Origin of the sequence: Methylomonas koyamae (assembly GCF_006483455.1) — a bacterium.
Classification (GTDB): Bacteria; Pseudomonadota; Gammaproteobacteria; order Methylococcales; family Methylomonadaceae; genus Methylomonas; species Methylomonas koyamae_B.
Genome location: NZ_PPPU01000029.1, coordinates 63,426 through 87,441, shown reverse-complemented (window position 1 = coordinate 87,441; position 24,016 = coordinate 63,426). Strand labels below are relative to the sequence as shown.

The following is a 24,016-nucleotide window of genomic DNA, read 5'->3' as shown; positions in this document are numbered from 1 at the left end:
ATGAGCTTACAAGACCGCATCATCGCCCATTTTTCCGACAGTATTCAAACCAAGCAAAATGCGATGGCCAGCTTGTGCGAACTGATCGAATTCGCCTCGCAGAAAATCGTCGAAGCCTTGGTCAACGACCGGAAAGTGCTGACCTGCGGTAACGGCGGCTCGGCCGGCGACGCCCAGCACTTTTCCTCGGAAATGCTGAACCGCTTCGAACGCGAACGGCCGGCGCTACCGGCGATCGCCTTGACCACCGACACCTCGACCATCACTTCCATCGCCAACGATTACCACTACGACGAAGTGTTCGCCAAACAATTGCGGGCGCTGGGTCAGGCCGGCGACATCCTGCTGGTCTACACCAGCAGCGGCAATTCCGGCAATATCGTCAAGGCCGTCAAAGTCGCCCATGATCGCGACATGACCGTCATCGCCTTGAGCGGGAAGGACGGCGGCGCTCTGGCCGGCGTGTTGAACGAGACCGATATCGAGATCCGGGTGCCGTCCGATTCGACGGCCAGGATTCAGGAAGTGCATTTACTGATCTCGCACTGCCTGTGCGATTTGATCGACCACCAATTATTCGGCGGCTAAGCCGCAGGACCCGACTGGCGAACACGTTATGGAATCACCCTGGGAAAATCTGCTGCTGGGTCTCTTGGCCCTGCTGATCCTGTTCTGGATGCGACCCGGCGTCAAAGCCGCGATAGAGCGCAGCAAAAACAGTCCGTCCGATTGGCCGGGGGTGATCGTGCCGCTGCTTGCGGTGGCAATGTTCGTCCTGTTTTTAATATCGATGGTTTGACATGAAACACGAAGATTACGACGACGCAGAATTCGAAGACGAAGACGATTTCGAGGACGACGGCTACGACGACCGCACCCAATTTGCCTACGACGACGAAGTCGAGGAAGAGGACGAAGTCGAATATTACGCGGTCCGCCCCAACAAGACCCGCATCAAAAAAGAGATTGCGGCGATTTTCGCCATGGCGGAAGAAATCAGTGCGTTGGCACCGGCCCACATCGCCGAGTTCGAATTGCCGGAGAACATCGAGAAAGCGCTATGCGACGCCGGCAAGATGGGCCGCAATGCGGCGAAAAAGCGCCTGTTAAAGTACATCACCGGTCAGATGCGCGAATTGGATGTCGACGCGATCCGGGAAAAGCTGGCGCGCTTGAAAAACCGCAGCGCCCACGGCGTGCGCGAACACCACCAGGCCGAGCGCTGGCGCGACCAACTGCTGAGCGAAGCCGGCAACGCCGCGTTAACGCAGTTAGTGTCCGAATTTCCGGAGGCCGATACCCAGCATCTGCGCCAACTGCAACGCAACGCGCTGAAAGAAGCCAAGGACGCCAAACCGCCGAAGTCGGCGCGCCTGCTCTACAAATACCTGAAACAATTGATCAGCGACACCGGCCATTCCGCCGCAGCCGACGCGGCAGAGCAGGAAGACGATTCGGACTGATCCACCGATCTCTCAGTCGGTCAAGTTTCGCATCTGGCCGAGAATCCAGCTCTGCCGTTTCAGCACATAAGCGCTGGGTTGGTCGGCCTTGAGCAAGATCGGATTCGGCAGCGTGGCGGCCAGCAATGCCGCTTGCGCCGCCGACAACTGCCGGGCCGGAATACCGAAGTAATGCCGGCTGGCAGCCTCGATACCGAACAGGTGATCGCCGAATTCGGCGATGTTCAGATACACCTCCAAAATCCGCTGTTTGTCCCACAGCGCCTCTATCAGTACGGTAAACCAGATCTCCAAGCCCTTGCGCACGAAGTGTTTCGCCGGGCTCAGAAACAGGTTTTTCGCCACTTGCTGGCTAATCGTGCTGGCGCCGCGCAATTTGCCGCCGCGTAAATATTGCTGAAAGGCTTTGCCGATCGCATCGACGTCGAAGCCGTTATGCTGGTAGAACAACTGATCCTCAGAGGCGATCACGGCATGAAAGGCATGCGCCGAAATCCGCTCGCGGCCGACCCAATGCTGATTGATCGGCCGATAAGCCCTGCCTTCGGCCAGATCGTCGATATGCTGGTGCAGCATGAAGGCCGAAGTCGGCGCCGGCAAAACCCTTAGCGCCGCGACCAGCAACAGGGAACTGGCCAAAAAGCACCACACTGCGACACTTGCCAGACGTTTCAAGCGCCTGGGCCAACTGAGAGTCGGCTTGGACCGGCGTGGAGACGGAAAGCGATAGCGTGCCGGATGACGAAAGTGGTTCACAAGCGATGCCAGATAATCAACAGGCTGGGTATTATCCACGATTCAGTGGCATAGCGAATCCCGGTCGGCACAGCGCACATGCGCTTTCCCTTCCGACAATCCGAAACAGCGCACCGGCACCAAAAAAGTGCAACAAATTCGGTCGCCGTTGCGGCGATCCGCAGCCGCCAGGGCGCGACCAAGCAGACCGAGCGCAGAGAAGTGTGGCAAATCGCCTGAATTTTGGCGTTATTTATGGCATTTAACATAGATTAGATTGATTTACGTGCTTCCGATCCGCCGGCCACACAGAAAATCAAGCACAAACAAAACTGGCACGAATAGTGTTATATAAATTGCGGCATCAAGGATGTTAAGTTCTCTCCCCCGTGAACATGGAAAACAACGACGCCAGGGAATACCTGGATAGAAGCGTGGACGAAACACTTCTATCCAGGCAAGGATGGTCTCTTTTCTGATTCATTCGGCCCCACGCCGAGCCAAATTTGGTCTTCAATCTGGTGCAAACCGCACCGAAAAACGCCTCCGCGGTCCAATCCCATTGTCAGCCGGCTAAGCAGCGTCAGGCCTTGCGCCGGTGTGTTGCAGGCTTACAGCCGTGGCGCGGAAAAAAGTGCCGCCCCCGCCACTACGGAAACGGCAATGAGGAAGGCTGGGAACGACTTAGTATTCCAGCTTCAATGAGCCCATCGCCGAAATCGGCGCGCCGACGTTGGCCGTCGGTATCCATGAAGTAGAGCCGGTGAAATATTCCTTGTCCAGCAAGTTATAGACATTGACCTGCGCGGTCAGGCGGGTTTTACCGATCGGCTGCACATAAGCCGCCATCGCGTCCAGCCGGGTGTAACCGGGCAACTGAAAGCTATTGGCGGTGTCGCCCTCGCGTTTGCCGACCACTACGCCGCCCAGGCCGGCCTTGAAATGCTCGGTAAATTGGTAGCTTCCCCACAGGCTGGCTTGATGCTCGGGCACGTTCAACAGACGATTGCCTTCCGTGCCGTTGTTGTCTTTGGTAACCCGGCCGTCGGTATAGGCATAGGTCGCGACCAGACTGAAGTTATCGCTGAGTTGGCCTTTGATATCGACCTCGATGCCCTGGCTGCGCGCTTCGCCGATCGCCACCTGGTCCAACGGATCGGGCGTGCTGAGGTCGGCGGTCAGCATATTGGTTTTTTTCAGGTGGTAGTAAGCCACGGTGGACGACAAGCGTTTATCGAACAGCTCGGTCTTGAAGCCGATTTCGTACTGCTCGGCCGATTGCGGCTGAAAGCTACCGCCGGTCAAGCCATTACGGCCGTTGTTACTGCCGAAGGATTCGACGTAATTGCCGTAGACCGACAACCAGTCCCACGGCTGGTACAGGATGCCGACCCGCGACGTGAATTTGTCCTCGTGGCGCATGCTGAAGCCGTCCTTGGTGGCTTCCCAGGAAGTACCGCCGAAGCCGCCGTAACCGGCCATGTCGTAGCGGCCGCCGCCCATGATGTGTAATTTGTCCCAGAGCGTGATCTGGTCCTGAAAATAGACGCCGTACCAATCGTCGCGCTCGCGCCAGAACCAGTTGGGCCGGATTGCGTTGACTGCGGCGACATCGATCGTGTCATAGCGCGGGTTGTCGATATCGAAGGTCGAATTGATCGGATCGCCCCAATCGCTGGACGCGAACATATTGTCCGGTGCGTCCTGGTTGAAGAAAAACCAGTCGCCGCCGACCAACACATTGTGTTTCAGGCCGTAGGTCTCGAATTTGCCGGTCAAATCCAGACTGGTCGAATAAGAACGGCGCTCGGAGGTCCCGGTAATGACCCAGCGCCCCAAGGTACGGCCGTCCGCATTCAGCTTGCCATTCGGTCCCGGCCCGCCGAAGACGATATCGGTTTCGTCCCACTGGAATTTATGCTTGATCGCCCAATCGTCGTTGAATTTGAAGCTCCAGTCGGCGTAAACCAGGGTATTGTCCTGGCGCGGCCGAAACGCCGGATCGCCAGTGAACAAATTGCGCCGGCCCACCACCGGCCTGTTGTCCAGCACCGGCACGCCGTAATCGTCCATATAGTTGTCGTGACGCTTTTCGATATCCAGGTTGGCCTCGAAGCGGTCGTTCGGCCGCCAGGTCAGCGACGGTGCGATGAATATGCGTTCGTGATCGACGATGTCACGAAACGACTCGCCGCTGTCGTAGGCGCCGTTAAAGCGGTAGAGCAGGGTTTTTGCACTATCCAGCGGCCCGGTGGCATCGACGGTGGTCCGGAATTCACTGAACGAGCCGAATTGCTGCTGTAGCGCGTAATACGGCGTGGCTAACGGCTTTTTGGTCACGTAATTAACCATGCCGCCGGGCTGCAAGCGGCCGTACAGAACCGCCGCCGGACCTTTCAGCACTTCGATTTGCTCCATGTTCGATACGTCGAATTTACCCATCGAGCGCCGAAAGCCGTTACGGTAGTTTTGTTCGCCGGAGTCGAAACCGCGGACGATAAAGCTTTCGTACATATCGGCGGTACCGTAGGCGCGTTGCACGCCGCTGACGTTATTGATCACGGCATCCTCGAACCGGACCGCCTGCTGGTCGTTCAAAATCGCGCGGGGCACGACTTGAATCGACACCGGCGTATCCATGACCGCAATATTGGTCTTGGTCGCGGTGGACGCGTTCGGCACCGCATATAGCTGGTTGAACGGATTGTTCGGATCGTAAGCTCTGTTACCGACCACGTTGACCGCCGGCAATGCGGCCGGGTCCGGCCGGTAATTCAAAGTCTGTTTTTCGATCACCACGTTGCCGTTTTCGGCAATGCGGTAACTCAAACCGCTATCGCGCAGCAAGAGTTGCAGCGCCGCTTCCGGTGTGTAACTGCCGCGCAGCGGCCGGCTGCTCAGGCCTGCGGCGATCGAGGCATCATAAACCAGTTGCAGGCCGGCGCTTTCGGCCAGCCGGTTCAGGGCCGTTGCCAAGGCGCCTGCCGGTATGTCGAACGGCCGGGCGGCACTGTCGGCGTGGGCCAGCGAAGCCGCAAGGCCAACCCCCAGCGCCCAAGCCGCAACCTGGTTTTTCAATCCGCGGCCGGCGCATCTCTTCGTGGTTCTAACGATCATGCATTTCCCTCTAAGGTTGTTATCGGATGGCTGATACTGCTTTTGACGCACTAGCAGCCGAAAACAGGAGGTGAGGAAACGCAAAAAACCGCAATCCGCCGCAGAAAACGCCGCCGGTTACCGGTGTAGCAGAATCAAATAGTCGCCGAGGCGGGAGGAACGAATGTGTAGAGAAGATTCCAGTGCGGCCAGTACTGCCAGCGGCTGGTCGGTACGAAATACGCCGCTGACCCGGCGTTCGGCGAGCGCCGCATCGCCGATCAGCAACAAACCGCGGTGGTAGCGGTTCAACTCGGCGACGACATCGCCGAGCGGCCGGTTTTCGAATACCAGCTTGCCGCGGCGCCAGGCCGTGGCGGCCAGCTGGTCGACGGCGCTCGCCGGGCCTATCCCGTCTTCCCGGCTAAACATCGCCTGCTCGCCCTCCGCCAGCACGCCGTGCTGGCGGCCCGAGCCGCGTTGTACGTCGAGGGCGACACTGTGCTCGGTGACGCCAACCTCGACATTGTCGCCGTCGACACGCACATTGAATGCGGTGCCCAACGCCGTGATTAGGCCGTCGCCGGCCTGCACTTGAAACGGTCTGGCCGGGTCGGGACTGACTTCGAACAGTGCTTCGCCGCGCAGCAGCGTCAATCTGCGCTGGCCGGCGCCGAATTGAACTAGCAGCGCGCTGTTGCCGTTCAAATGCACGGCGGAACCGTCGCTGAGGGCAATATCCCGCACTTCGCCGAAACCGGTATGAAAGTCGGCGCGCAAACCCAGCGACAACGGGCTCAACCACCACAGTGCCAAACTCGCCGCCAACGCCAACGGTAACCGGGCTCGCTGCCGGATTTTCGCCGAAACCGGTTTTGGCGGCTGGAGCGGCAAATCGGCCGCCACCGGAACCAAGCCCGACTCCACTTCCGCCAGATCGCTCCACAACTGCTGCAACCGGCGATAGGCTTCCGCGTGGGCGGCGTCGGCGGCCAGCCAGCGCTCGAATTCGGCCAGCAGCGCGGGATCGCCGCTAGCGCCGTCCAATTTGACCCACCAGGCGCGAGCCTCGGCCTTGACCGATGCCGGGATTTTCATCGCGCAGTCTCGCGCCGGGATTGCAGGAGGCGGTCGCGCACTAGCGGTTGGGGAGCGGATATGTTCATCGGCGGCATCATGGTGGAAGCGTTACCATTATAGGACGCGCGCTGGCGCAAAAACAGGAAGGCCGCTAGTCGTCGCAGTCCTGCAATGCCGCCAGTGCGTTGCGCAGATGCTTTTCGACCATATTGCGCGAGATCCCCAAACGCTCGGCGATCTCGGCATGGCTCAGGCCGTCGTATTTACGCATGACGAACACCGTGCGGCATTTCGGCGGCAGCCGTTCTACCGCAGAAATCAGCCGGTGCAAACGTTCGCGGGCGGCGTTGATTTGTTCCGGATCGGCCGTACTGTCGACGCCGGAATCGGCCTCTGCGCCGTCTTCGTAATGCGCATACTGCTCGCGCACCTGACGGCGGCGTTCGTAATCGGTCGCCAGATTGGCGGCGATTCGGTGCAGCAAGGCGCGCGGATTCTCCGCCTGGCGCCACAAGTCGCCGGCCAGCATGCGCTGATAGGTTTCCTGGACGATGTCGCCCGCCGTGTCCAAACAGCCGCAACGCCTGAACATGACTCGGCGCAATTCGTCGTCGTAGGTTTTGATCAGATCGGAAATATCAAGAATAGTGCTCATGGTCCCGGCCAAGCGAAGCGATGGCCGGAAGCACCCAAAACTCGTGCCAGATCGGCATCAACACCTGTCCGAACAAGGTCTTAGTAATCTTGGGAAAATTTCTCGGCCGATTCGGCCCGAAAAAATAAGCGATATGCCGCAGCGGAATGGATTGCTTAACATAGTTTAATAAAGTCGGCCGGAGCGCGCTCGCTTCAAGCCCGCCCGGCTTCAGCCGATTTTCCCCGCGCACTGCGCGGGCCGGCAACTCAAGGCTCTGCGGGCGTCGCCGGTGCCGGCTCCGCTGCGCTGGCCTTGGCGCCAAGCACATTGCGGTCTATCTCCAAGGTAACGGTGTTGTTTTGGTGCAAGACCAACGGCGCCAACGCCCGCCATTGCGCGTCATCCAGTTTGCGGAAGGCCGCGAAGAAGCCGAGCTTGCGCGTGTCTGCGGCGGGCTCGATCGGCAGCGTTTTCTGTTCGCCGGGCTTGATCAGCAATTCCTGCTTGCGCAGCAAGTCGCCGCCTAAAGCCAGCTGCTCCTTATCGAACAAGGTAAAGAAATCCGCGGCGGCGAAACCGCTCTGTTCGCGCAGTTCGTAAATCCGCAGCAATACCGGCGAGGCTTTGCCGGCCGCATCGGGATTCAATTGCTTGCCGGCATTGATTTGCAAGGTCAACTGCGTCGGCGGGACTGGTGGCGGCAGCTCCGGCGTCTCGGCGCAAGATGCCAGCATAAGGCTGCATAAAATCGGTAGGAGTCTGAATAGCGGCATAAAAATACTCTCTAGGGAAAATCGCGATTCGGCATTCTGCCATAGACTCGGTAGATTGCGTGCACCGCCAGCGCGGCAGTAAACGCCTAGCCGGTCAGCGTGCGTTCCGGCTCGGTGCGCCCGACGCCACTTTGCAAACTACGCAGAAACTCGTTGGCAGGCAACGGCCGACTATAGAGGTAGCCTTGAAACAAGGCGCAGTGCTGTTGCTTCAGAAAATCCACCTGTTGCTGGTTTTCGACGCCCTCGGCAATCGTCTCCATCCCCAAGCCTTCGGCCAGGGCCAAAATCGCCCGAACGATAGCTTCGCTGCTGTCGTCGGTATCGAGCTGGCGGACGAAAGACTGGTCGATTTTCAACACGTCCAGCGGCAATTGCTTCAGATAGGATAAAGACGAAAAGCCGGTACCGAAATCGTCCATCGACAGAGTCAAGCCCAGGTCTTTCAATTGCTGCATTCTCGCGACGCAGCTTGCCACATCGCCGATCACGACCGACTCGGTCAATTCCAACTCCAGCCAACACGGATCGATGCCGGTCGAGTGCAAAACCGCCGCCACCTTTTCCACCAAGTCGGACCGTTTGAAATCGATAGCGGACAGGTTGACCGAAACCCGCAATGGCTCGAAGCCTTGCTGATGGCAGAATTTGACCCACAGGCAGGCCTGTTCCAGCACCCAATCGCTGATTTCGACAATCAAGCCGGTCTGCTCCGCCAATGGTATGAATTTGGCCGGCGAGACCATGCCCAATTCGGCATGCTGCCAACGAATCAAGGCTTCGGCGCCGACGATGCGACCGTTCCAGTCGACCTTGGGCTGGTAGTAAACCAGTAATTCCTGGCGGGAAACGGCCTCGCGCAACTCGTGTTCGAGTTTGATATTTTCCAACGCGGCGGCATTCAGTTCCGGCGAGTAAAACCGGAACACGCCGCGGCCCTCGCTTTTGGCGTGGTACATTGCGGCGTCGGCATTTTTCAGCAAGTCTTCGACATTGTCGGCGTCGCCGGGGAACATGGCGATGCCGAGACTGGTGCCGATCTTGACCGGCAATCCGGCGACGACCAGGGTGCGCTGTATCGCAGCCAATATTTTCTCGGCGATGGTCGTGACGAAGCCGGCCGGGTTGCCGTGCTGATGCAAATCGGACAGCACGATCACAAATTCGTCGCCGCCCATCCTGACGACCAAATCGGTTTTGCGTACGCATTGCAAAAAAATCCGCGCCGCCTGCGCCAGCAACTCGTCGCCGGCCGTGTGGCCGAGCGAATCGTTGATATTCTTGAACCGGTCCAGATCAAGGAAAAACACCGCAACCTGCGACTCGTCGCGCCGGGCTCTATCCAACTCCTGTTGCAGCCGGTCGTGCAACACCAGTCGATTGGGCAAATCGGTCAAAGGATCGTAATGCGCCTGCCGGTAAAGCTTTTCTTCCCAGGCCGCATTCGACAAGGCCACGGCGATGCGGTCGGCAAAATCGGCCGCGGCTTGTCTGGCCTCGGCCGAAATAGTGTTCGGCGCCTTGTATCCCAAGCAAAGCAAGGCCGCCAGAGCACCGTTGATCGCCACCGGCACGATCAGATATTGCCAAGCCCCCTCGCCGCGCAAACGTTGCAGATAGGCCGACGGCGCCGGCCGGTTCGGTTCGAGCGCCAGGAGCTGGATGCCGGCTTCGAGCAATCCGGTAAAATCCTGCTGCTCCAGAAACAAAGGCTCTTGCGACAGCTCGACCGCTTGACCGCCGCTACGGACGCGGATATTGCCGAGCGCCAAGTGTACCGGGTCGATATCGGCTATCGCGATCATCTCGCAGCCGAGGATGCCGGGCAGGCGGTTCAATACGATTTCGATAATGTCCCCGGCGTTCAAGGCCGACAGAATGGTGCGGTCGATTTCGGCCATGGCCTCGAGCAGATCGAATTGACCGCGCAAGCGTTGGGTCATGGCATTGAACGAATCGGCCAGGGTTTCGAACTCGTCCCGGCTATCGATCAGGACCCTGGTGTCGAAATTGCCCGCGGCAATGTCCTGTGTGGCGGCTTTCAGGCTGGCCAGCGGCGTCAGGTACTTGCCGATCATACGCATACTTAGATAAATGACCACCAGCAACGCCAGCGCCGTCACCGGCGGGTAAATCTCTCTGAATTGGCGCATGCCGGCGAACGCCACCGCAGCCGGCTGGCTTTGGACGATGACCAGATCGGAACCGGCAAACAAATTGCCGACCGGCAACTTCCAGGAGGCGGTCAAATAGGTTTCGTTACCGATTTGCCAATCGAATTGGTCGCTGTTGAGCTGTGCCAGCCGGTCTCTGGCGTCGGCCGGCAGCCCGTACTCCGGCTCCGATGCGAACAATAGCTGGCGGCTGGCGGCATCCATGATCCATAACAGATTGTTCGGATCGATGTTTTCCGCTTCCCACAATTGTTCCGGCTTTAATTCCACCATCAAGATCCCAGCTTCCGGGCGGTTTTCGACCAGATTGACGGCCATCCACAAGCTGTAGCTGCCGCTCCGGTTCGCGGCCGCTCCGATGAAGGTCTTGCCGGCCCCGACTAACTTCAGCTCTTGCTCGCCGAGTTCCGGAACCTCGCCGGCATCGGCAGCTGGGGAAAGCGTTGCCCCGTTCGGGCCTAGCAACACCGCTTCGGCAAACTGGCCTTGTAACCATTGTCGATGTTCCTCGCCGATTGCCGCGCCGCCGCCATTATCGCCGGCTTGCTCCAGCCGCATGGCGGCTATGCGTAGCGACTTGTCCAAAAAGATCAAGCGGCCGATCAGGCCGTAAGCGTAATCCTTACAACTGCGCTGCAAGGCTTTGCCGGTTTGGCCGCGCAGCTGGGTTTCGACCTGGCGGTAGGATAGTCCGCCCAACAGCAGGATTGGTATCAGCGCCGCCAGGACGAACGACAGTAAAATCCGCCGCGCCACCTTGCTATTGAAAATCGGCAGCGTCCAGTTCATCGCCGCTAACTCAAAAATCGGCCGCCAAACCGACAAATGCGCCGTCGCGGGCAATAATGATGTCGTCCACACTGTCTTTCTGGCTGATTCGTGGTTTGGTCACGCCGTTTTTGCCCATGCTGTACAAATCGTAGTTGGTATTGATCGGATTCAAGGCGCCGTCTTTGCGGACATCGCCCATCACGCCCGGATCGCCGTTAACGATTTTCAGATAGACATAGGCGTTGCCCCAGGGATCGATGCCGCCATTGGGCAAGGCGGTGCCTAAAGCTGCCAGCGAGTCCGGATAGCGGAATTCGCGGGTGTAATAGCGCTCAATCTCGGTCTGGATGGCCATGATCTCGCTGATCGCCAACGAATTTCGGGTCCGGTCGATATAGCCGTTATAAGCCGGAACGGCAATCGCCGTCAGGATGCCGACGATCGCGGTGGCAATCAGTGCCTCGATTAAGGTAAAGCCGGATCGTTGGAGTTTGCGGTTGAACATACTTACGAATATTTCTCGGGAAGTCACAGTAGTGTTAAAAGAAAGCCGGTTAAGGCAGCAAAACGGCTTCAGAGTACCGTAAAAAAGCGTTAGCTATAAACCGATAATCAAAAATACCCGTATCCCTCACAAAACGGACACGGTCAGCCGACCGGAAGTATAGCGAGGCATCGGCGTTTGTGGCATTAGACCCAGGGTTTAGCTCGCCAGCATTAGCAATGGGCCGACGATCGAAGCCGCCTGCCGGAAGGAATACAACGCTTACGGTTTCAGCGTCCACCGGTATTCGGCATCGCCCGCTTGCAACGCCAAGGGCACCCCCTGCAACCAATACGGCTGCTGGTCCATATAAAACTCGGACAGCGGATGACCGGACTGGCCGCCGGGCATATGCAGAATGCCGTCTTGCCAATGCCCCGGCGAGACCACCAAGCGCTCGCTGGCGGCAAAATTGGCGCCGGCCACCCGGACGCAATATCCGGTGCAACCGGCCAGCGTCTGCTCCGGCATGTTCAAAAACGCCGCCAGAAACGGCATCGCCTTACTGAACGGATGCGCATACGCAGCCTTGTTCTGCGAACCCCAGGTCAGATCGGCCAATTTTTTGCCGGGATTGCGCGCCAACAATTTGCCGGCAGCGGCTTGCAGTTGGGCTGCGACAAAGCCATCCCAATCCCGATATTTGGCTGCGTCCGGCAACAGGGCCGGATCGGCAGCGCTCAGCAAGGCCTGCAGCGGCGTATCGACGTAATTCCAGGCGTAGCTGAACTCGGGATCGGCTTGTTTGCAAGCGGCCAGAAACGGCGGAATTACCGCTTCGATCAGCTGTTTGCGAAACTCGACCAATAACGGCAACCCCAAACTGTCGGCATCGGCACGGCCGTTCCAGGCCAGCAAATAAGCGCGAATCGCCGCCGTTTCGGCTTGCGCGGCCGGATCGATACCATTAAGCGCGTGCAAGGCCAGTTGCCGGTAGTAACCGAAAAACTCGGATTCGGTATCCAATTGCAGATTGAACAGCGACCATTCGTCGTGCAATGCCGTTTGCCGCAGTTTTTGCGAAATCCGGAACGCCCGGTAACCGTTGGCGAACTGGTGGCCGATCACGACCGGATAGTCGGCACCAAACCGACGCTCGTTGGCCGAGGCCAGAAAGCCCTGCGCCGGGTCCAGGTTGTGCGGCATCCGTTCCGGCGGCAAATAGCCGCTCCAACCGGTATTGCCGTCGGCCCAGGAGGTACTGACCGAACCGTCGCCGCCGAAGCGCAACGGAATTTTGCCGGTCAAGGTCCAGGCGATCCGGCCGCCGTTATCGGCAAACAGCACGTTCAGCTGCGGCACACCGGCGCGGTTGGCGATGGTCAAGGCCTGCTCGAGGTTTTTGCTCTGCTCCAATTCCAGCCATTCGGTATTGACCGCTTCCGTGTCCAGCGCCGCCCAGCGAATCGCGACCGCCCGACCCAGCAAAGGCTTATCCGCGACCGGGCCCCAGCGGGTTTCGCGGACCACCAATTCGCGTTCGCCGCCGCCTTTGATTCGAATCGTCTCCCGGCGTTGCTCGAAAGCGCGCCAGCCGTCGCCGTCGCGGTACTGTCCGGCATACTCCGGATCGGTTTCGAGTTGGACTAAATCCAGAAAATCGCCGCCGAGATTGGTCACCCCCCAGGCCAAATAGCGGTTGCTGCCGGCGATCAGAAACGGCGTACCGGGCAAGTTGACGCCGACCGCTTCCACGCCCGGATACGCCAGCTCGATCCGGTACCAGATATTGGGGACGTTGATGCTCAAATGCATGTCGTTGGCCAAAATTGCCCGACCGTCCGCGGTTTTGCGGCCGCTGACCGCCCAGGCATTGGAGCCGGCCAGGCTTTCGCCGGCAGCGGCGTCGGCCAATTGCGGCCCAACCCTTCCACTCTGCGCCAACAACGGCTGCAAGATTGCGGCGGGCACCGGCTGCGACGGCCGCAAAGAGGCTCCCGCTTGCAATAGTTGATCGGTATAGCGGTCGGTATCCGGCGTGAAAAAAGCGACGGCGGCCGCAGGCAAGCTGCGTTGCATCACGCTCAACATCCGCTCGCTCTGCTCGGCGCGCGCGGTTAGCGTTTCGAACATGCCGAACATCATCAGCAAGCAATCCTCGGCCTGCCAGAGCTCCGGACTGTAACCGAGGGCGCCGAACTCGAACGGTAACACCCTGGCTTGCATCAGATAGCTGTTGACCCCGTCGGCGTAAGCTTGCAAATACTCGCGGTGCGTGACCGGCAATGCCGCAAAAACGCGGCCGGCGCGGAGCTTAAAACCGTAAATCCGGGCCTGCTTGTCGCTGTCGAAGGCCTTGTCGCCGAAGACTTCGGCCAAACGGCCGGCATTCTTACGCCGCATCAAATCCATTTGAAACAAACGGTCGCGGGCGGTGACATAACCCAGCACCCGCAGCGCGTCGGTTCGGCTAGCGGCATGAATCGAAGGAATACCGTGCAGGTCGGTTGCGACCGCCGCCGGCGCCGCCAACTGCGGCAAGCGGCGCTCGCCATCCAGCGCCGGCAACGAACTATGCAACCAGGCGTAGCCCAGGCCGCTAATCCCCAACAACAATGCCGCCCCTGCACTGGCCAAATTGACCCAGATTTTTTTAGCTTTAGCCATGCCTAACCGCTCCCGTCGAAATCGCAGAGGGTTTTACCCGAGATTCGGACAAACGGCAACGGCCGCTGCAGTTCGCTGGAGTTACGGCAATTTCGGACGGGCTGCCGCTAAGGAATCCGTATTACGCCACTACTCCCACTCAATCGTTGCCGGCGGCTTACCCGAAATATCGTAAGTCACCCGCGAAATCCCCGGCACTTCGTTGATGATGCGACGGGAAACCAAGTCCAGGAAGTCGTACGGCAGATGCGCCCAGCGGGCGGTCATGAAGTCGATGGTTTCCACGGCGCGCAGGGCGACGACGTAGTCGTATTTGCGGCCGTCGCCCATCACGCCGACCGATTTGACCGGCAGGAACACTGCGAAGGCTTGGCTGACTTTGTCGTACAGGCCGTGGTTGCGCAGTTCGGCGATGAAGATGTCGTCGGCGCGGCGCAGCAGGTCGGCATAGGATTTTTTGACTTCGCCGAGGATGCGCACGCCCAGGCCGGGACCGGGGAAGGGGTGGCGGTGGATCATGTCGGCGGGCAGGCCCAGTTCCAGCCCGAGTTTGCGCACTTCGTCCTTGAACAGTTCGCGCAGCGGTTCGACCAGTTTCAAGGTCATGTTTTCCGGCAGGCCGCCGACGTTGTGATGCGATTTAATCAAATGCGCCTTACCGCTCTTGGCGCCGGCCGACTCGATCACGTCCGGATAGATGGTGCCTTGCGCCAGCCATTTGGCGTCGGTCAGTTTGCCGGCTTCCTCGTCGAAGATTTCCACGAACAGGCCGCCGATGATTTTGCGTTTTTGTTCCGGATCGTTGACGCCGGATAACGCGCTCATATAACGCGCTTCGGCATCGACTCTGATCACTTTGATGCCCATGTGTTGGGCGAACATCGCCATGACCTGGTCGCCTTCGTGCAGGCGCAACAGGCCGGTATCGACGAAGACGCAGGTCAGTTGTTCGCCGATGGCGCGATGCAGCAACGCGGCAACTACCGAGGAATCGACGCCGCCGGACAAGCCGAGAATGACTTGGTCGCTGCCGACTTTTTCCCGTACCGCGTTGATGCTGTCTTCGATGATGTTGCTGGAGTTCCATAGCGCCGCGCAGCCGCAGATGTCCAAGACAAAACGACTGAGGATGCGGCCGCCTTGTTTGGTATGCGTGACTTCCGGGTGGAATTGCAAGGCGTAGAAATCGCGCTCTTCGTTGGCGATGCCGGCAATCGGCGCGCCGTCGGAGCTGGCGATCAGTTTAAAGCCTGCCGGCAGTTCGACCACGCGGTCGCCGTGGCTCATCCAGACGTCCAGCAGGCCATAGCCTTCCGGCGAGACATGGTCTTCAATTTCCTTGAGCAACTTCGAATGGCCGCGGGCGCGGATTTGGGCGTAACCGAATTCGCGGTGATCGGACGATTCGACCTTGCCGCCCAATTGTTCGGCCATGGTCTGCATGCCGTAGCAAATACCCAGCACCGGCACGCCCAGCTCGAACACGGCTTGCGGTGCGCGCGGCGTGTCGCTGCTGGTCACGGTTTCCGGGCCGCCGGACAGGATGATGCCCTTGGCGCCGAAGTTTTTGACCTCTTCGTCGCTGCTGTCGCAGGAATAGATTTCGCAGTACACACCGATTTCGCGGATGCGGCGGGCGATCAGTTGCGTATATTGCGAACCGAAGTCGAGGATCAGGATTTTGTCGGAATGGATGTTGGCGGCGGCAGGATTCGTCACGGTGTAACCTTCGATGATGCTGGAGAGGCCTTAACCGGTTAAGGCCTGTTTGTGGCTATTGGCGCGGTCGGCTGTCACAGCAGCCGATGGTCGCGATAAAGTTGATCGAGCAAAGCTTTACTGTCGGCGACTTGCTGACTCAAGTTGCGCTCGGCAATGGTACGTTGCAACTTTTTCACAAATCGCAAATACGGCGCCGCCCGCATGTAATGGCGCAAATTGGTATGGCCTTTGACGACGGTACTGATCCGCTCGGCATTGCCCGGCAGTCGCCAATCCGTTGCGGCAGCGGCGGCGGCAGGCTGGAAGAACATGGTCAGATTGCCGCCGTCCGCCGACAGCAAATGGCCGACCGCGTGCAGGCCGGCTTTTTCGCCCATTTTCTGCAGCGTCTGCACATTGAAGTTGAACAAATGCGCTTCGTGGAAACTGCTGGCCGGCGATTGGCACACCGCTTCGACATTCGGTACTTCCACGACCAAGGTCGCGTCGGGTTTCAGCAGCTTGCGCAAAAAGCCGAGTACCGAACCAGGGTCCGCGGTGTGTTCCAGTACATGCCAGATCGTGATCAAGTCGAAGCTGGCATCGGTAAAGTCGCCGTCCTGGACAAAGCCGACCTGCAAGTTCAACTGGTACTGGGCTTTGGAGTATTCGGCATAGCCTTTATTCGGTTCGATACCTTGAATGTCGTGGCCCAAGGCCTGCATCAGGTAAGCGAACTCGCCGCCGCCGGTGCCGACATCGAGCATGGTCTTCCGGCTTTGTAGCAAATGCTTGATCTTGTCGTGACGTTCAATCGCTACTCGGCCGGCACGCAATATGTGTTTGGCTTGCGGCGCGTAGGTCTTTTTGTAGTCCAGCCGGTACTCTTCTTCGTAAAACTGGCGCGGATCATGCGGAAACGGATCGCTCCAGACTAAGCCGCACTGGTCGCAGATCACGGTGCGCAATTGGGCGCCGCTTCGGCTACGCATGGACAGTACGCTGACATGGTGATTGCCGCATAAATTGCAGGGGGTCGAAGAAGTTTCTGACATTGCGCTTACGAGGTTGTGAGGGTTGAGATTCGCACCGGACCGGCTTGGGTCCGGTGCGCAAACCGGGGCGGCCGGTTTAGTTCATATGGTAATTGGGCGCTTCTTTGGTAATCGTCACGTCATGGACGTGGCTTTCACGCATGCCGGCGTTGGTCACGCGCACGAACTGGGCGTTTTCCCGCATCTCGGCGATGGTGCTGTTGCCGGTATAGCCCATGCTGGAACGCACGCCGCCGAGTAACTGGTGGATGATGGCCAACACACTGCCTTTGTAAGGCACCCGGCCTTCGATGCCTTCCGGCACCAGTTTTTCGACCTGCTCGGTGTCTTCCTGAAAGTAGCGGTCGCTGGAGCCTTGTTGCTGAGACATGGCTCCCAACGAACCCATGCCGCGATAGGATTTATAGGAGCGGCCCTGGAACAGTTCCACTTCGCCGGGCGCTTCCTCGGTACCGGCGAACAGACCGCCCAGCATCACGGCATATGCGCCGGCCGCCAGAGCCTTGGCAACATCGCCGGAATAGCGGATACCGCCGTCGGCGATCAGCGGCACGCCGGTGCCTTTCAACGCGGCGGCTACGTTCGCGACCGCGGTGATTTGCGGCACACCGACGCCGGCGACGATGCGGGTAGTGCAAATCGAGCCGGGACCAATACCCACTTTGACGCCGTCGGCGCCGGCTTCGACCAGGGCTTTGGCCGCCGCGGCGGTGGCGATGTTGCCGCCGATGACTTGCACTTGCGGAAAGTTTTGTTTGACCCAGCGCACCTTGTCCAGCACGCCCTGGGAATGGCCGTGGGCGGTATCGACGATGATGACGTCGACGCCGGCTTCCACTAAAGCGGCGACCCGCTCGCCGGTATCGGTTCCGGTACCAACCGCAGCACCGACCAGCAAACGCTCCTGTTCGTCCTTGCAGGCTTGCGGATTGTCTTTGGCTTTCTGGATGTCCTTGACCGTGATCATGCCGCGCAAATGAAAGGCATCGTTAACGACCAGCACCTTTTCGATGCGGTGGGTATGCAATTTCTCGATCACTTCTTTATGGCTGAACGATTCGTTTACCGTCACCAGTTTGTCTTTCGGCGTCATGATCTGGCTGATCGCCACCTCCAGCCGGGTTTCGAACCGCAAATCGCGGCTGGTGACGATACCGACCAGCTCTTCGCCGTCGACGACCGGCACGCCGGAGATGTTTTTCGCCCGGGTCAATTCCAATACTTCCCGCACCGTGACATTGGGCGATACCGTAATCGGATCCTTGATGACACCGCTCTCGTATTTTTTCACCCGTCTGACTTCCGCCGCCTGTTGTTCGACGGTCATGTTTTTATGAATGATGCCGATGCCGCCTTCCTGAGCGATCGCAATCGCCAAGCGGGCTTCAGTGACGGTATCCATCGCCGCCGACACCAGCGGGATATTCAATTTGATTTTGCGGGTGAGCTGAGTTTTCAACTCGACTTCGCGCGGCAGCACGCTGGAATGGGCGGGGATCAATAAGACGTCGTCAAAGGTGAGAGCTTCTTGAATGATTTGCATAAATCACACCTGGGGGCTAATCGTGGATAAGCCAGCCATTGTACAACTTTACTGAGGTTCCTAAAAACCCGAAATAGTCAAGGACTTACTCGCCCCGGCTGTTTTGCGCCGAAAGCGCCGCAACAATCGCATGATATTCCGCCATTTTGGGACGATGCAGGAATATGCCCAAGGCATGCATCGTGCTGAATATGTATAAGGTATTGAAGCCGTCGCCCAGCACAATCATGATCGGGCCGAACAGGCCGACCCATTCGATCAGGGCCTGGCTGACGGTTACCGTTGTGAAATAGCGTTGCCCCGCGTCTCTCGGGCCGGGCATGGTCTGGTTCAGCCGCAGCAAGACATGCCTGGTCAGATTGGTCAACGGAAACAATACGATCGCGACGCCGTACAACACGCTGCGCAGCAACACGCGACGCTCTTCGCTGACCGCGATCTGCAGCTCAGCCCCCCAGACATGGCAAACAACATTGTAAACAATCAGCATGAGCAACATCGCGGCGCAGACCAGCCAATGACTGCGCAGAGCGGCGGACGGCAACGGGGAGGTGACGGACATTAAACACTCCTGTCGAGGCGATTACGGTAATCGCGCAGAATAACAACAAAGGCCACGAAATCGTAAGCCGCGTGGATCACGATCGGGGTCAGCAGATTGCGACTGCCGCCATAATCGAGCAGGGCTCCCAAATACAACCCCATCAGGAAAGCCAACAGCGCATACAAAGGCGTTACGGCGTGTACCAGGGCAAATACCACGTTGCTGCACAGCAGACCGAGTTCGGCATTCCAGCGCAATTCCAGCCAGGGCTGCAAGAAGCCGCGGAACAAAGCCTCTTCGGCGAAGCCGGCGATACAAGCCAAAACCAGCAAGTCGGCCCAATGCCGGTCGCTCAACCTGGCGCCCAGAGTGTCCAGTAGCAATTCGCGGATGGCTTGCAACGGCGGATACGCCAGACGTTGCAATGCAAAAAACAACAACAATAACGGCAAAGTCGCCAGCAACCCGATTGCCAGGGCACTTTCCGAAAAATACAAGTCCTGAAACGGATCGACATCGGCCAGCCAGCCGAACAGCACGGCCAAGCCGGCCAATGCCGACTCGAAATAACAAGCCGCGTTAAAAAAATTTTGGGTGGCGAACGGGCTGGTTTTCATCTGCGAAAGCGGTCTAGGTCGACAAGGGCTGAAAATTCTAAACAAAAACCGTTAGAATTGGCAGGGTTACATCAGGAGCGGCAAACATGAACTGCTTTATTTACAAAAGCCTGAAGAAGGACGAACTTTACCTTTACTTGGATAAAAAAGACGATTTTTCGGCCGTGCCGGAACAACTCTACAAAAGCTTTGGCCGGCTCGAATTCGTCATGGAGCTTGAGTTGACGCCGGAACGCAAGCTGGCGCGCGCCGACTCGGCCAAAGTCATCGCCAGTCTGCAGACCAAAGGCTTCTTCGTGCAGATGCCGCCGGCGCTGTTCTCCCCGGTCCAGCCTGCTGCGGCCCGGCAACTACACTGAAAGCGAGCTAGCCAACTTAATCCGTGCTAACATGCCGCCATTCGGCCGCCAGGGCCTTTTTGCACTTATCCGGATACGTAACACATGTCAGACAATTCATTCGCACTCGAAGAAGACGCCAAGTCTAAAGGCATACTCTGGGGTTTCGGTACGCTGATAGGCATCGTCGTTGTGGTCATGTTGATTTTAGGCGAATGGTGGAGCCGTGAGCCCGAGCAATTCAACGTTCAGGATGAAGCGATCGAACGCATGAATGTGACCCATACCGACCAAATGCCGATCGGTTACGTTTACGCCAATACGCTGGCCCACATCGCCGACGTCATTCTGTTCAAAGCCGGCGGCTACCTGTCCAACGACGTCGCGCCTCCCGGCCTGTTTTGCGACAACATCCAAAGTTTCGAATACGGCGCACTGGTCATGCTGCGCGACGGTACCACCGCCTTACGCAACCACTTTGCCAGAGACCAGTCACAATCGGCGGAAGACCCGGATTTAGCCAAAGCGGAGCCTTACTTCTACTACGAACGCAATTCCTGGGCCTTGCCGTCCACCGAGTCCGAATATATTAAAGGTATCGAGGCATTACATGCCTATATGTCGCGGCTGCAAAATCCGACTTCGACCTCGAGAGCAGCCCAGTTCCATTCCCGCGCTGACAACTTGTGGCAATACACCGAAGTCGTGATCAAGCGCCTGGGCGGTCTGTCGACCCGTCTCGCCGCCAGTACCGACAAATTTGCCGGCGCTGCGCACGGCGACCCATCGAATCCGGTCGACATCAACATGCCGACCATCGGCCAGACGCCCTGGATGGAAATCGACAACGTATTCTACGAAGCGCGCGGTTCCTGCTGGGCCTTGCTACACATCCTGAGAGCCATCAAACACGACTTTTCCGACATTCTGTTGGACAAACGGGCGATGAACACGCTGGATAACATGATTCAGGCGCTGGAAAATGCGTTGACGCCGACTTTAAGTCCGGTAGTGCTGAACGGCGACGGTTTCGGCGTTTTTGCCAACTACTCGCTGGCCATGGCCAACTACATCGCCCGCGCCAATGCGGCCGCACTGGACTTGCGCGACGTAATGAACAGAGGTTAAACCGCGGCCATGCAAGAACAGATCAACGAGAATTTGAAAAAAATCGAAACCTGGAAACGGGTGATCTTCATGCTGGTTTTCGCTGCGATAGACAGTTTGGTCAAACTGCTGTTGTGGCTGGTGATTTTGCTGCAGGTAGGTTCGGTGCTGTTTACCGGTGCGGCCAACGCCAATATCCTCAGTTTCGGCCGCAGCCTGTCGACCTACCATTACCATATCCTGCTGTTTTTAACTTTCAATACCGAGCAATTGCCGTTTCCGTTTTCCGATTGGAACGAAACCGCCAAGCTGGAGCAGCTCGACAAACCGTAAACGCCGATGGACGACCGTCCGCGCAAAATCATCCACATCGATATGGATGCGTTTTACGCAGCGGTCGAACAACGCGACCACCCGCAATACCGGAACAAGCCTATCATCGTCGGCGGCAAACCCGATTCGCGCGGCGTGGTAGCCACCTGCAGCTACGAAGCCCGCCAGTTTGGCGTACGTTCGGCCATGCCTTCCGCCCACGCCTACCGGCTCTGTCCGCAGGCGATCTTCGTCAAGCCGCGTTTCGACGCCTACCGCGAAGCCTCGGCCCTCGTCCGCGACGTTTTCGCCCGCTACTGCGACTGCGTCGAGCCGCTATCTCTGGACGAAGCCTATCTGGACGTCAGCGATTCTGAGCTTTACCAAGGCTCGGCCACGCTATTGGCCAAGCAAATCAAACAAGACATCCTGAAGCAAACCCGCCTGATCGCATCGGCTGGCATTTCTTACAATAAATTTCTGGCCAAACTCGCCTCGGATATGGGGAAGCCGGACGGACTGTACCTGATTACTCCGGAACAAGGCCCCGAATTCGCCGAGAAACTGGACATCGGCCGGTTTCACGGCATCGGTCCGGCCACCGAACAGAAAATGCGCGATTTAGGGATCAATACCGGCAAGGACTTGAAAGCCGTACCATTGGCAATCTTGCACCAACATTTCGGGAAGGCCGCCCGGCATTATTTCAACATTGCCCGCGGCATCGATTTGCGCCCGGTTCGCGCCGACCGGGTTCGCAAGTCGGTCGGCGTGGAAACCACCTTCGAACAGGATTTGGCCGATCTCGCCTCGATTCAGCGGCAGTTGCAGGCTCTGATGCGCACCGCGTTGCAGCGCTTGGCCGAGAAAGGCCTGACCGCCTATACCTTGACGGTAAAAATCAAATTCCAGAACTTCGTGCAAATCACCCGCAGCCGCACCCTAAACGAGCCGGTCGCCGATAACCCGGCATGTGCATTGCTGCTGACCGAGTTAATCAAAAACACCCCGGTGGGTTCCAGTAAAGTCCGTTTGCTTGGCGTAACGCTATCCGGCTTGGATAACGAAGACCCACACGCTAAGCCTTATCGGCAGTTGGATTTATTCGATTATTCGGAAGCGACAAAGACTTTTTAAAACCCGGCATAGACCGGCGTTCATAGAATTAAGAGTTCGCCGCAGTCCGTTTGGAATTTATCACCAAGCCTAGTGCGCCAACTCCAAACAGCGCAAACGGTGCCGGTAAAGGCACTATTGTGACGGGGGCTGTTCCCAATCCATTGGTACCGGTAATCGATATGTGTCCGGATCGAACAAGCACCAGATCACCACCGCCTTTCGGCTTCAACTCTCCGCTGATATTCCGAATCCCCGCTCCGGCACTGCCTCCTGTGATGTTGGCGCCAGGCTGTACGAAGACAGCACCAGAGCCATTGAGATCGAATTGCTGCCAAAACAGTTGACGACCGGGCTTGACGCCGATTTGATCCGATAGTCGCGGATAGGAAATCGATAACGACGGCACTGGCGAAGTTTGTGAGTGGTCAAGCGCGGCTTGGGCCGAACTACAAAATAAACCCAAACCAGATATTAGCAAATGAAGGGCGCGCATCGTTTCTCCTCTCTAACGGCTTGACTGTATCCTAACAAGCAATTGAGTCATTTCCGTGACATCGAGCAGGAATTGGAGCGTATCGACTAAGAACCGATAGCGGCAACCGAAAAAGCCGAATCAATCGATCGCAATCTCGTCGCTCGCCTTATCCGGCGAGCCGTTGATAGCCGCGTCTGATGGCCTGAGCCAGCTCATGCACCGCCATCGCGTAATGGGTGCTGTGGTTGTAGCGGGTAATCACGTAGAAATTCGGGTGTCCCAATAAATATTCATCGGTGTTTTGGTGCCTGAGCAGCAGCAATCTGAGCGGGTAATCGCAGCCGCAATTGCCGGCCGGTTCGATACCGGCTTGCAGCAACGTACCCAGCGGATATTCGCGGTCGATACCCGGCTCCAAACTATCGATACCGCTGTAGCTACCACGAGTGTTACTAACCACCGGCTGCTCGCTACGCCAGCCGTGCTGGGCAAAATAATTGGCGACACTGCCGATCGCGTCCTCGGGGTTCCATAAGTCACGCCGACCGTCGCCATTGAAATCCACCGCCCATTGCAAAAAGCTGCTGGGCATGAATTGGCCCAGCCCCATCGCCCCGGCGAAGGAGCCGACCGGCTTGGCGGGATCGATGCCTTCGCCGCGCGTCATCACCAGAAAACTCTCCAGCTCGCTACGAAAAAATTCGCCGCGGCGCTGGTAATCGAAACCCAGCGTGGTCAGCGCATCGATCACCCGGTGATTGCCGACGAAGCCGCCGAAGGTGGTTTCCACCGCCAGAATACCGAGAATGTATTCCGCCGGAACGCCGTATTGCCGGCTGGCGCGCTGCAAAGCGGCCTGGTGCGTCCGCCAAAACGCGACGCCGGCATCGATATGGCGGGCATCCAGAAATTGGGAACGGTAACGGGTCCAGCCGCCTTTGCTGGGCTTGCCTTTTAAACCTTGGTCGGACTTGGCCAGATAATCCAAGGTCCATTGTTTGCGTTTGGCTTGCGAGAACAGACCGTTCAAATATTCCCGATCGAAGCCGTGCTTTTGCACCATCTGCTCGATAAATTGAGCCAATGCCGGATAAGCGGCGTAATCGCCGCTGATCGCAGCGGCCCGATAGCCGCCGATGCTGGCATAGGGCCTAAGGTCGGGCTGGACCTTGACCGATTGGCTGGGCGGATTGGGTTTGACCGGTGCCGACGTTCCCAGTTGGCTACGCGGCGGCTCGGAAGCACAGCCGAATAGTAGTGCGGCCAACGCTGCGGCAGCGGCAAATTTGAGTATCGAATTCGGTGTGGCTAAGTCTGGCAAAACG

At 58.1% G+C, this 24,016-nt stretch carries 22 protein-coding genes; 7 read left to right on the top strand and 15 right to left on the bottom strand.

The genetic code is table 11. From position 1 onward, the window contains the following. The 3 genes from C2U68_RS16040 to yjgA are packed head-to-tail and all read left to right on the top strand — an operon-like array spanning position 1 to position 1,463. Positions 1 to 588 carry a phosphoheptose isomerase gene (locus C2U68_RS16040; RefSeq protein ID WP_054763367.1) on the top strand — a complete coding sequence of 196 codons (588 nt, stop codon included), beginning with the start codon at positions 1 to 3 and terminating at the stop codon, positions 586 to 588. A 28-nt stretch (positions 589 to 616) separates the two neighbouring features. Continuing rightward, entirely contained in the window at positions 617 to 799 is a 183-nt protein-coding gene (locus C2U68_RS16035) for a hypothetical protein (protein ID WP_140913483.1), read from the top strand. A 1-nt stretch (position 800) separates the two neighbouring features. Continuing rightward, on the top strand, positions 801 to 1,463 hold the full coding sequence (yjgA, locus tag C2U68_RS16030) for a ribosome biogenesis factor YjgA (protein WP_140913482.1): 663 nt from the start codon (positions 801 to 803) through the stop codon (positions 1,461 to 1,463). A gap of 12 nt (positions 1,464 to 1,475) precedes the next feature. Here the strand turns inward: yjgA and mtgA are convergent, their stop codons facing one another. The 13 genes from mtgA to C2U68_RS15965 form a co-directional block, all read right to left on the bottom strand. Beyond that, entirely contained in the window at positions 1,476 to 2,219 is a 744-nt protein-coding gene (mtgA, locus tag C2U68_RS16025) for a monofunctional biosynthetic peptidoglycan transglycosylase (protein ID WP_140913481.1), read from the bottom strand. Positions 2,220 to 2,882: 663 nt separating this feature from the next. Beyond that, positions 2,883 to 5,315 carry a TonB-dependent siderophore receptor gene (locus C2U68_RS16020; RefSeq protein ID WP_140913480.1) on the bottom strand — a complete coding sequence of 811 codons (2,433 nt, stop codon included), beginning with the start codon at positions 5,313 to 5,315 and terminating at the stop codon, positions 2,883 to 2,885. 117 nt (positions 5,316 to 5,432) lie between these two features. Next, positions 5,433 to 6,392, bottom strand: a complete 960-nt coding sequence (locus C2U68_RS16015) for a FecR family protein (RefSeq protein ID WP_140913479.1) — start codon at positions 6,390 to 6,392, stop codon at positions 5,433 to 5,435. 133 nt (positions 6,393 to 6,525) lie between these two features. Then, complete coding sequence (locus C2U68_RS16010) at positions 6,526 to 7,029, bottom strand: RNA polymerase sigma factor (protein WP_140913478.1); 504 nt, start codon at positions 7,027 to 7,029, stop codon at positions 6,526 to 6,528. A 248-nt stretch (positions 7,030 to 7,277) separates the two neighbouring features. Continuing rightward, positions 7,278 to 7,784, bottom strand: coding sequence for a type VI secretion system lipoprotein TssJ (gene tssJ / locus C2U68_RS16005; protein WP_140913477.1), 507 nt, complete (start codon positions 7,782 to 7,784; stop codon positions 7,278 to 7,280). 86 nt (positions 7,785 to 7,870) lie between these two features. Next, on the bottom strand, positions 7,871 to 10,747 hold the full coding sequence (locus tag C2U68_RS16000) for an EAL domain-containing protein (protein WP_140913476.1): 2,877 nt from the start codon (positions 10,745 to 10,747) through the stop codon (positions 7,871 to 7,873). A gap of 10 nt (positions 10,748 to 10,757) precedes the next feature. After that, positions 10,758 to 11,234: a type IV pilin protein gene (locus C2U68_RS15995; RefSeq protein WP_140913475.1), complete on the bottom strand. Its 477-nt coding sequence runs from the start codon at positions 11,232 to 11,234 to the stop codon at positions 10,758 to 10,760. A 261-nt stretch (positions 11,235 to 11,495) separates the two neighbouring features. Further along, a complete protein-coding gene (locus tag C2U68_RS15990; RefSeq protein WP_140913474.1) occupies positions 11,496 to 13,880 on the bottom strand; it encodes a penicillin acylase family protein in 2,385 nt (794 codons plus the stop codon). A gap of 129 nt (positions 13,881 to 14,009) precedes the next feature. After that, positions 14,010 to 15,599, bottom strand: coding sequence for a glutamine-hydrolyzing GMP synthase (gene guaA, locus C2U68_RS15985; RefSeq protein ID WP_140913473.1), 1,590 nt, complete (start codon positions 15,597 to 15,599; stop codon positions 14,010 to 14,012). Positions 15,600 to 15,673: 74 nt separating this feature from the next. Then, positions 15,674 to 16,636: a bifunctional 2-polyprenyl-6-hydroxyphenol methylase/3-demethylubiquinol 3-O-methyltransferase UbiG gene (locus C2U68_RS15980; protein ID WP_260839372.1), complete on the bottom strand. Its 963-nt coding sequence runs from the start codon at positions 16,634 to 16,636 to the stop codon at positions 15,674 to 15,676. A 76-nt stretch (positions 16,637 to 16,712) separates the two neighbouring features. After that, complete coding sequence (gene guaB, locus C2U68_RS15975) at positions 16,713 to 18,179, bottom strand: IMP dehydrogenase (protein WP_140913472.1); 1,467 nt, start codon at positions 18,177 to 18,179, stop codon at positions 16,713 to 16,715. Positions 18,180 to 18,264: 85 nt separating this feature from the next. After that, positions 18,265 to 18,741 carry a hypothetical protein gene (locus C2U68_RS15970; protein ID WP_140913471.1) on the bottom strand — a complete coding sequence of 159 codons (477 nt, stop codon included), beginning with the start codon at positions 18,739 to 18,741 and terminating at the stop codon, positions 18,265 to 18,267. After that, the gene (locus C2U68_RS15965; RefSeq protein ID WP_140913470.1) at positions 18,741 to 19,340 is read right to left on the bottom strand and encodes a CPBP family intramembrane glutamic endopeptidase; all 600 of its coding nucleotides are present in this window, start codon (positions 19,338 to 19,340) and stop codon (positions 18,741 to 18,743) included. Before C2U68_RS15965 ends, C2U68_RS15970 begins: the two co-directional genes overlap by 1 nt. A gap of 86 nt (positions 19,341 to 19,426) precedes the next feature. On the opposite strand from C2U68_RS15965, the gene C2U68_RS15960 reads away from it, so the two are divergent. From C2U68_RS15960 to dinB, 4 genes are all read left to right on the top strand, one after another. Further along, complete coding sequence (locus C2U68_RS15960; RefSeq protein ID WP_140913469.1) at positions 19,427 to 19,699, top strand: YcgL domain-containing protein; 273 nt, start codon at positions 19,427 to 19,429, stop codon at positions 19,697 to 19,699. 84 nt (positions 19,700 to 19,783) lie between these two features. Beyond that, positions 19,784 to 20,806 carry a DUF2333 family protein gene (locus C2U68_RS15955; protein WP_140913468.1) on the top strand — a complete coding sequence of 341 codons (1,023 nt, stop codon included), beginning with the start codon at positions 19,784 to 19,786 and terminating at the stop codon, positions 20,804 to 20,806. Positions 20,807 to 20,815: 9 nt separating this feature from the next. Continuing rightward, on the top strand, positions 20,816 to 21,118 hold the full coding sequence (locus tag C2U68_RS15950; protein ID WP_140913467.1) for a DUF4389 domain-containing protein: 303 nt from the start codon (positions 20,816 to 20,818) through the stop codon (positions 21,116 to 21,118). Positions 21,119 to 21,124: 6 nt separating this feature from the next. Further along, a complete protein-coding gene (gene dinB / locus C2U68_RS15945) occupies positions 21,125 to 22,234 on the top strand; it encodes a DNA polymerase IV (protein ID WP_140913466.1) in 1,110 nt (369 codons plus the stop codon). Positions 22,235 to 22,262: 28 nt separating this feature from the next. Here the strand turns inward: dinB and C2U68_RS15940 are convergent, their stop codons facing one another. Then, complete coding sequence (locus C2U68_RS15940) at positions 22,263 to 22,709, bottom strand: hypothetical protein (protein ID WP_140913465.1); 447 nt, start codon at positions 22,707 to 22,709, stop codon at positions 22,263 to 22,265. Between the two features lie 148 nt (positions 22,710 to 22,857). After that, positions 22,858 to 24,012 carry a lytic murein transglycosylase B gene (gene mltB, locus C2U68_RS15935; RefSeq protein WP_260839371.1) on the bottom strand — a complete coding sequence of 385 codons (1,155 nt, stop codon included), beginning with the start codon at positions 24,010 to 24,012 and terminating at the stop codon, positions 22,858 to 22,860. Positions 24,013 to 24,016: the final 4 nt, after the last annotated feature.

What these genes read in the sequence shown, in the direction of transcription:
- C2U68_RS16040 (WP_054763367.1), top strand. Translation starts at nt 1, where the DNA reads ATGAGCTTACAAGACCGCATCATCGCCCATTTTTCCGACAGTATTCAA.
- C2U68_RS16035 (WP_140913483.1), top strand. Translation starts at nt 617, where the DNA reads ATGGAATCACCCTGGGAAAATCTGCTGCTGGGTCTCTTGGCCCTGCTG.
- yjgA (WP_140913482.1), top strand. Translation starts at nt 801, where the DNA reads ATGAAACACGAAGATTACGACGACGCAGAATTCGAAGACGAAGACGAT.
- C2U68_RS16020 (WP_140913480.1), bottom strand. Translation starts at nt 5,315, where the DNA reads ATGATCGTTAGAACCACGAAGAGATGCGCCGGCCGCGGATTGAAAAAC.
- C2U68_RS16015 (WP_140913479.1), bottom strand. Translation starts at nt 6,392, where the DNA reads ATGAAAATCCCGGCATCGGTCAAGGCCGAGGCTCGCGCCTGGTGGGTC.
- C2U68_RS16010 (WP_140913478.1), bottom strand. Translation starts at nt 7,029, where the DNA reads ATGAGCACTATTCTTGATATTTCCGATCTGATCAAAACCTACGACGAC.
- tssJ (WP_140913477.1), bottom strand. Translation starts at nt 7,784, where the DNA reads ATGCCGCTATTCAGACTCCTACCGATTTTATGCAGCCTTATGCTGGCA.
- C2U68_RS16000 (WP_140913476.1), bottom strand. Translation starts at nt 10,747, where the DNA reads ATGAACTGGACGCTGCCGATTTTCAATAGCAAGGTGGCGCGGCGGATT.
- C2U68_RS15995 (WP_140913475.1), bottom strand. Translation starts at nt 11,234, where the DNA reads ATGTTCAACCGCAAACTCCAACGATCCGGCTTTACCTTAATCGAGGCA.
- C2U68_RS15990 (WP_140913474.1), bottom strand. Translation starts at nt 13,880, where the DNA reads ATGGCTAAAGCTAAAAAAATCTGGGTCAATTTGGCCAGTGCAGGGGCG.
- C2U68_RS15980 (WP_260839372.1), bottom strand. Translation starts at nt 16,636, where the DNA reads ATGTCAGAAACTTCTTCGACCCCCTGCAATTTATGCGGCAATCACCAT.
- guaB (WP_140913472.1), bottom strand. Translation starts at nt 18,179, where the DNA reads ATGCAAATCATTCAAGAAGCTCTCACCTTTGACGACGTCTTATTGATC.
- C2U68_RS15970 (WP_140913471.1), bottom strand. Translation starts at nt 18,741, where the DNA reads ATGTCCGTCACCTCCCCGTTGCCGTCCGCCGCTCTGCGCAGTCATTGG.
- C2U68_RS15965 (WP_140913470.1), bottom strand. Translation starts at nt 19,340, where the DNA reads ATGAAAACCAGCCCGTTCGCCACCCAAAATTTTTTTAACGCGGCTTGT.
- C2U68_RS15960 (WP_140913469.1), top strand. Translation starts at nt 19,427, where the DNA reads ATGAACTGCTTTATTTACAAAAGCCTGAAGAAGGACGAACTTTACCTT.
- C2U68_RS15955 (WP_140913468.1), top strand. Translation starts at nt 19,784, where the DNA reads ATGTCAGACAATTCATTCGCACTCGAAGAAGACGCCAAGTCTAAAGGC.
- C2U68_RS15950 (WP_140913467.1), top strand. Translation starts at nt 20,816, where the DNA reads ATGCAAGAACAGATCAACGAGAATTTGAAAAAAATCGAAACCTGGAAA.
- dinB (WP_140913466.1), top strand. Translation starts at nt 21,125, where the DNA reads ATGGACGACCGTCCGCGCAAAATCATCCACATCGATATGGATGCGTTT.
- C2U68_RS15940 (WP_140913465.1), bottom strand. Translation starts at nt 22,709, where the DNA reads ATGCGCGCCCTTCATTTGCTAATATCTGGTTTGGGTTTATTTTGTAGT.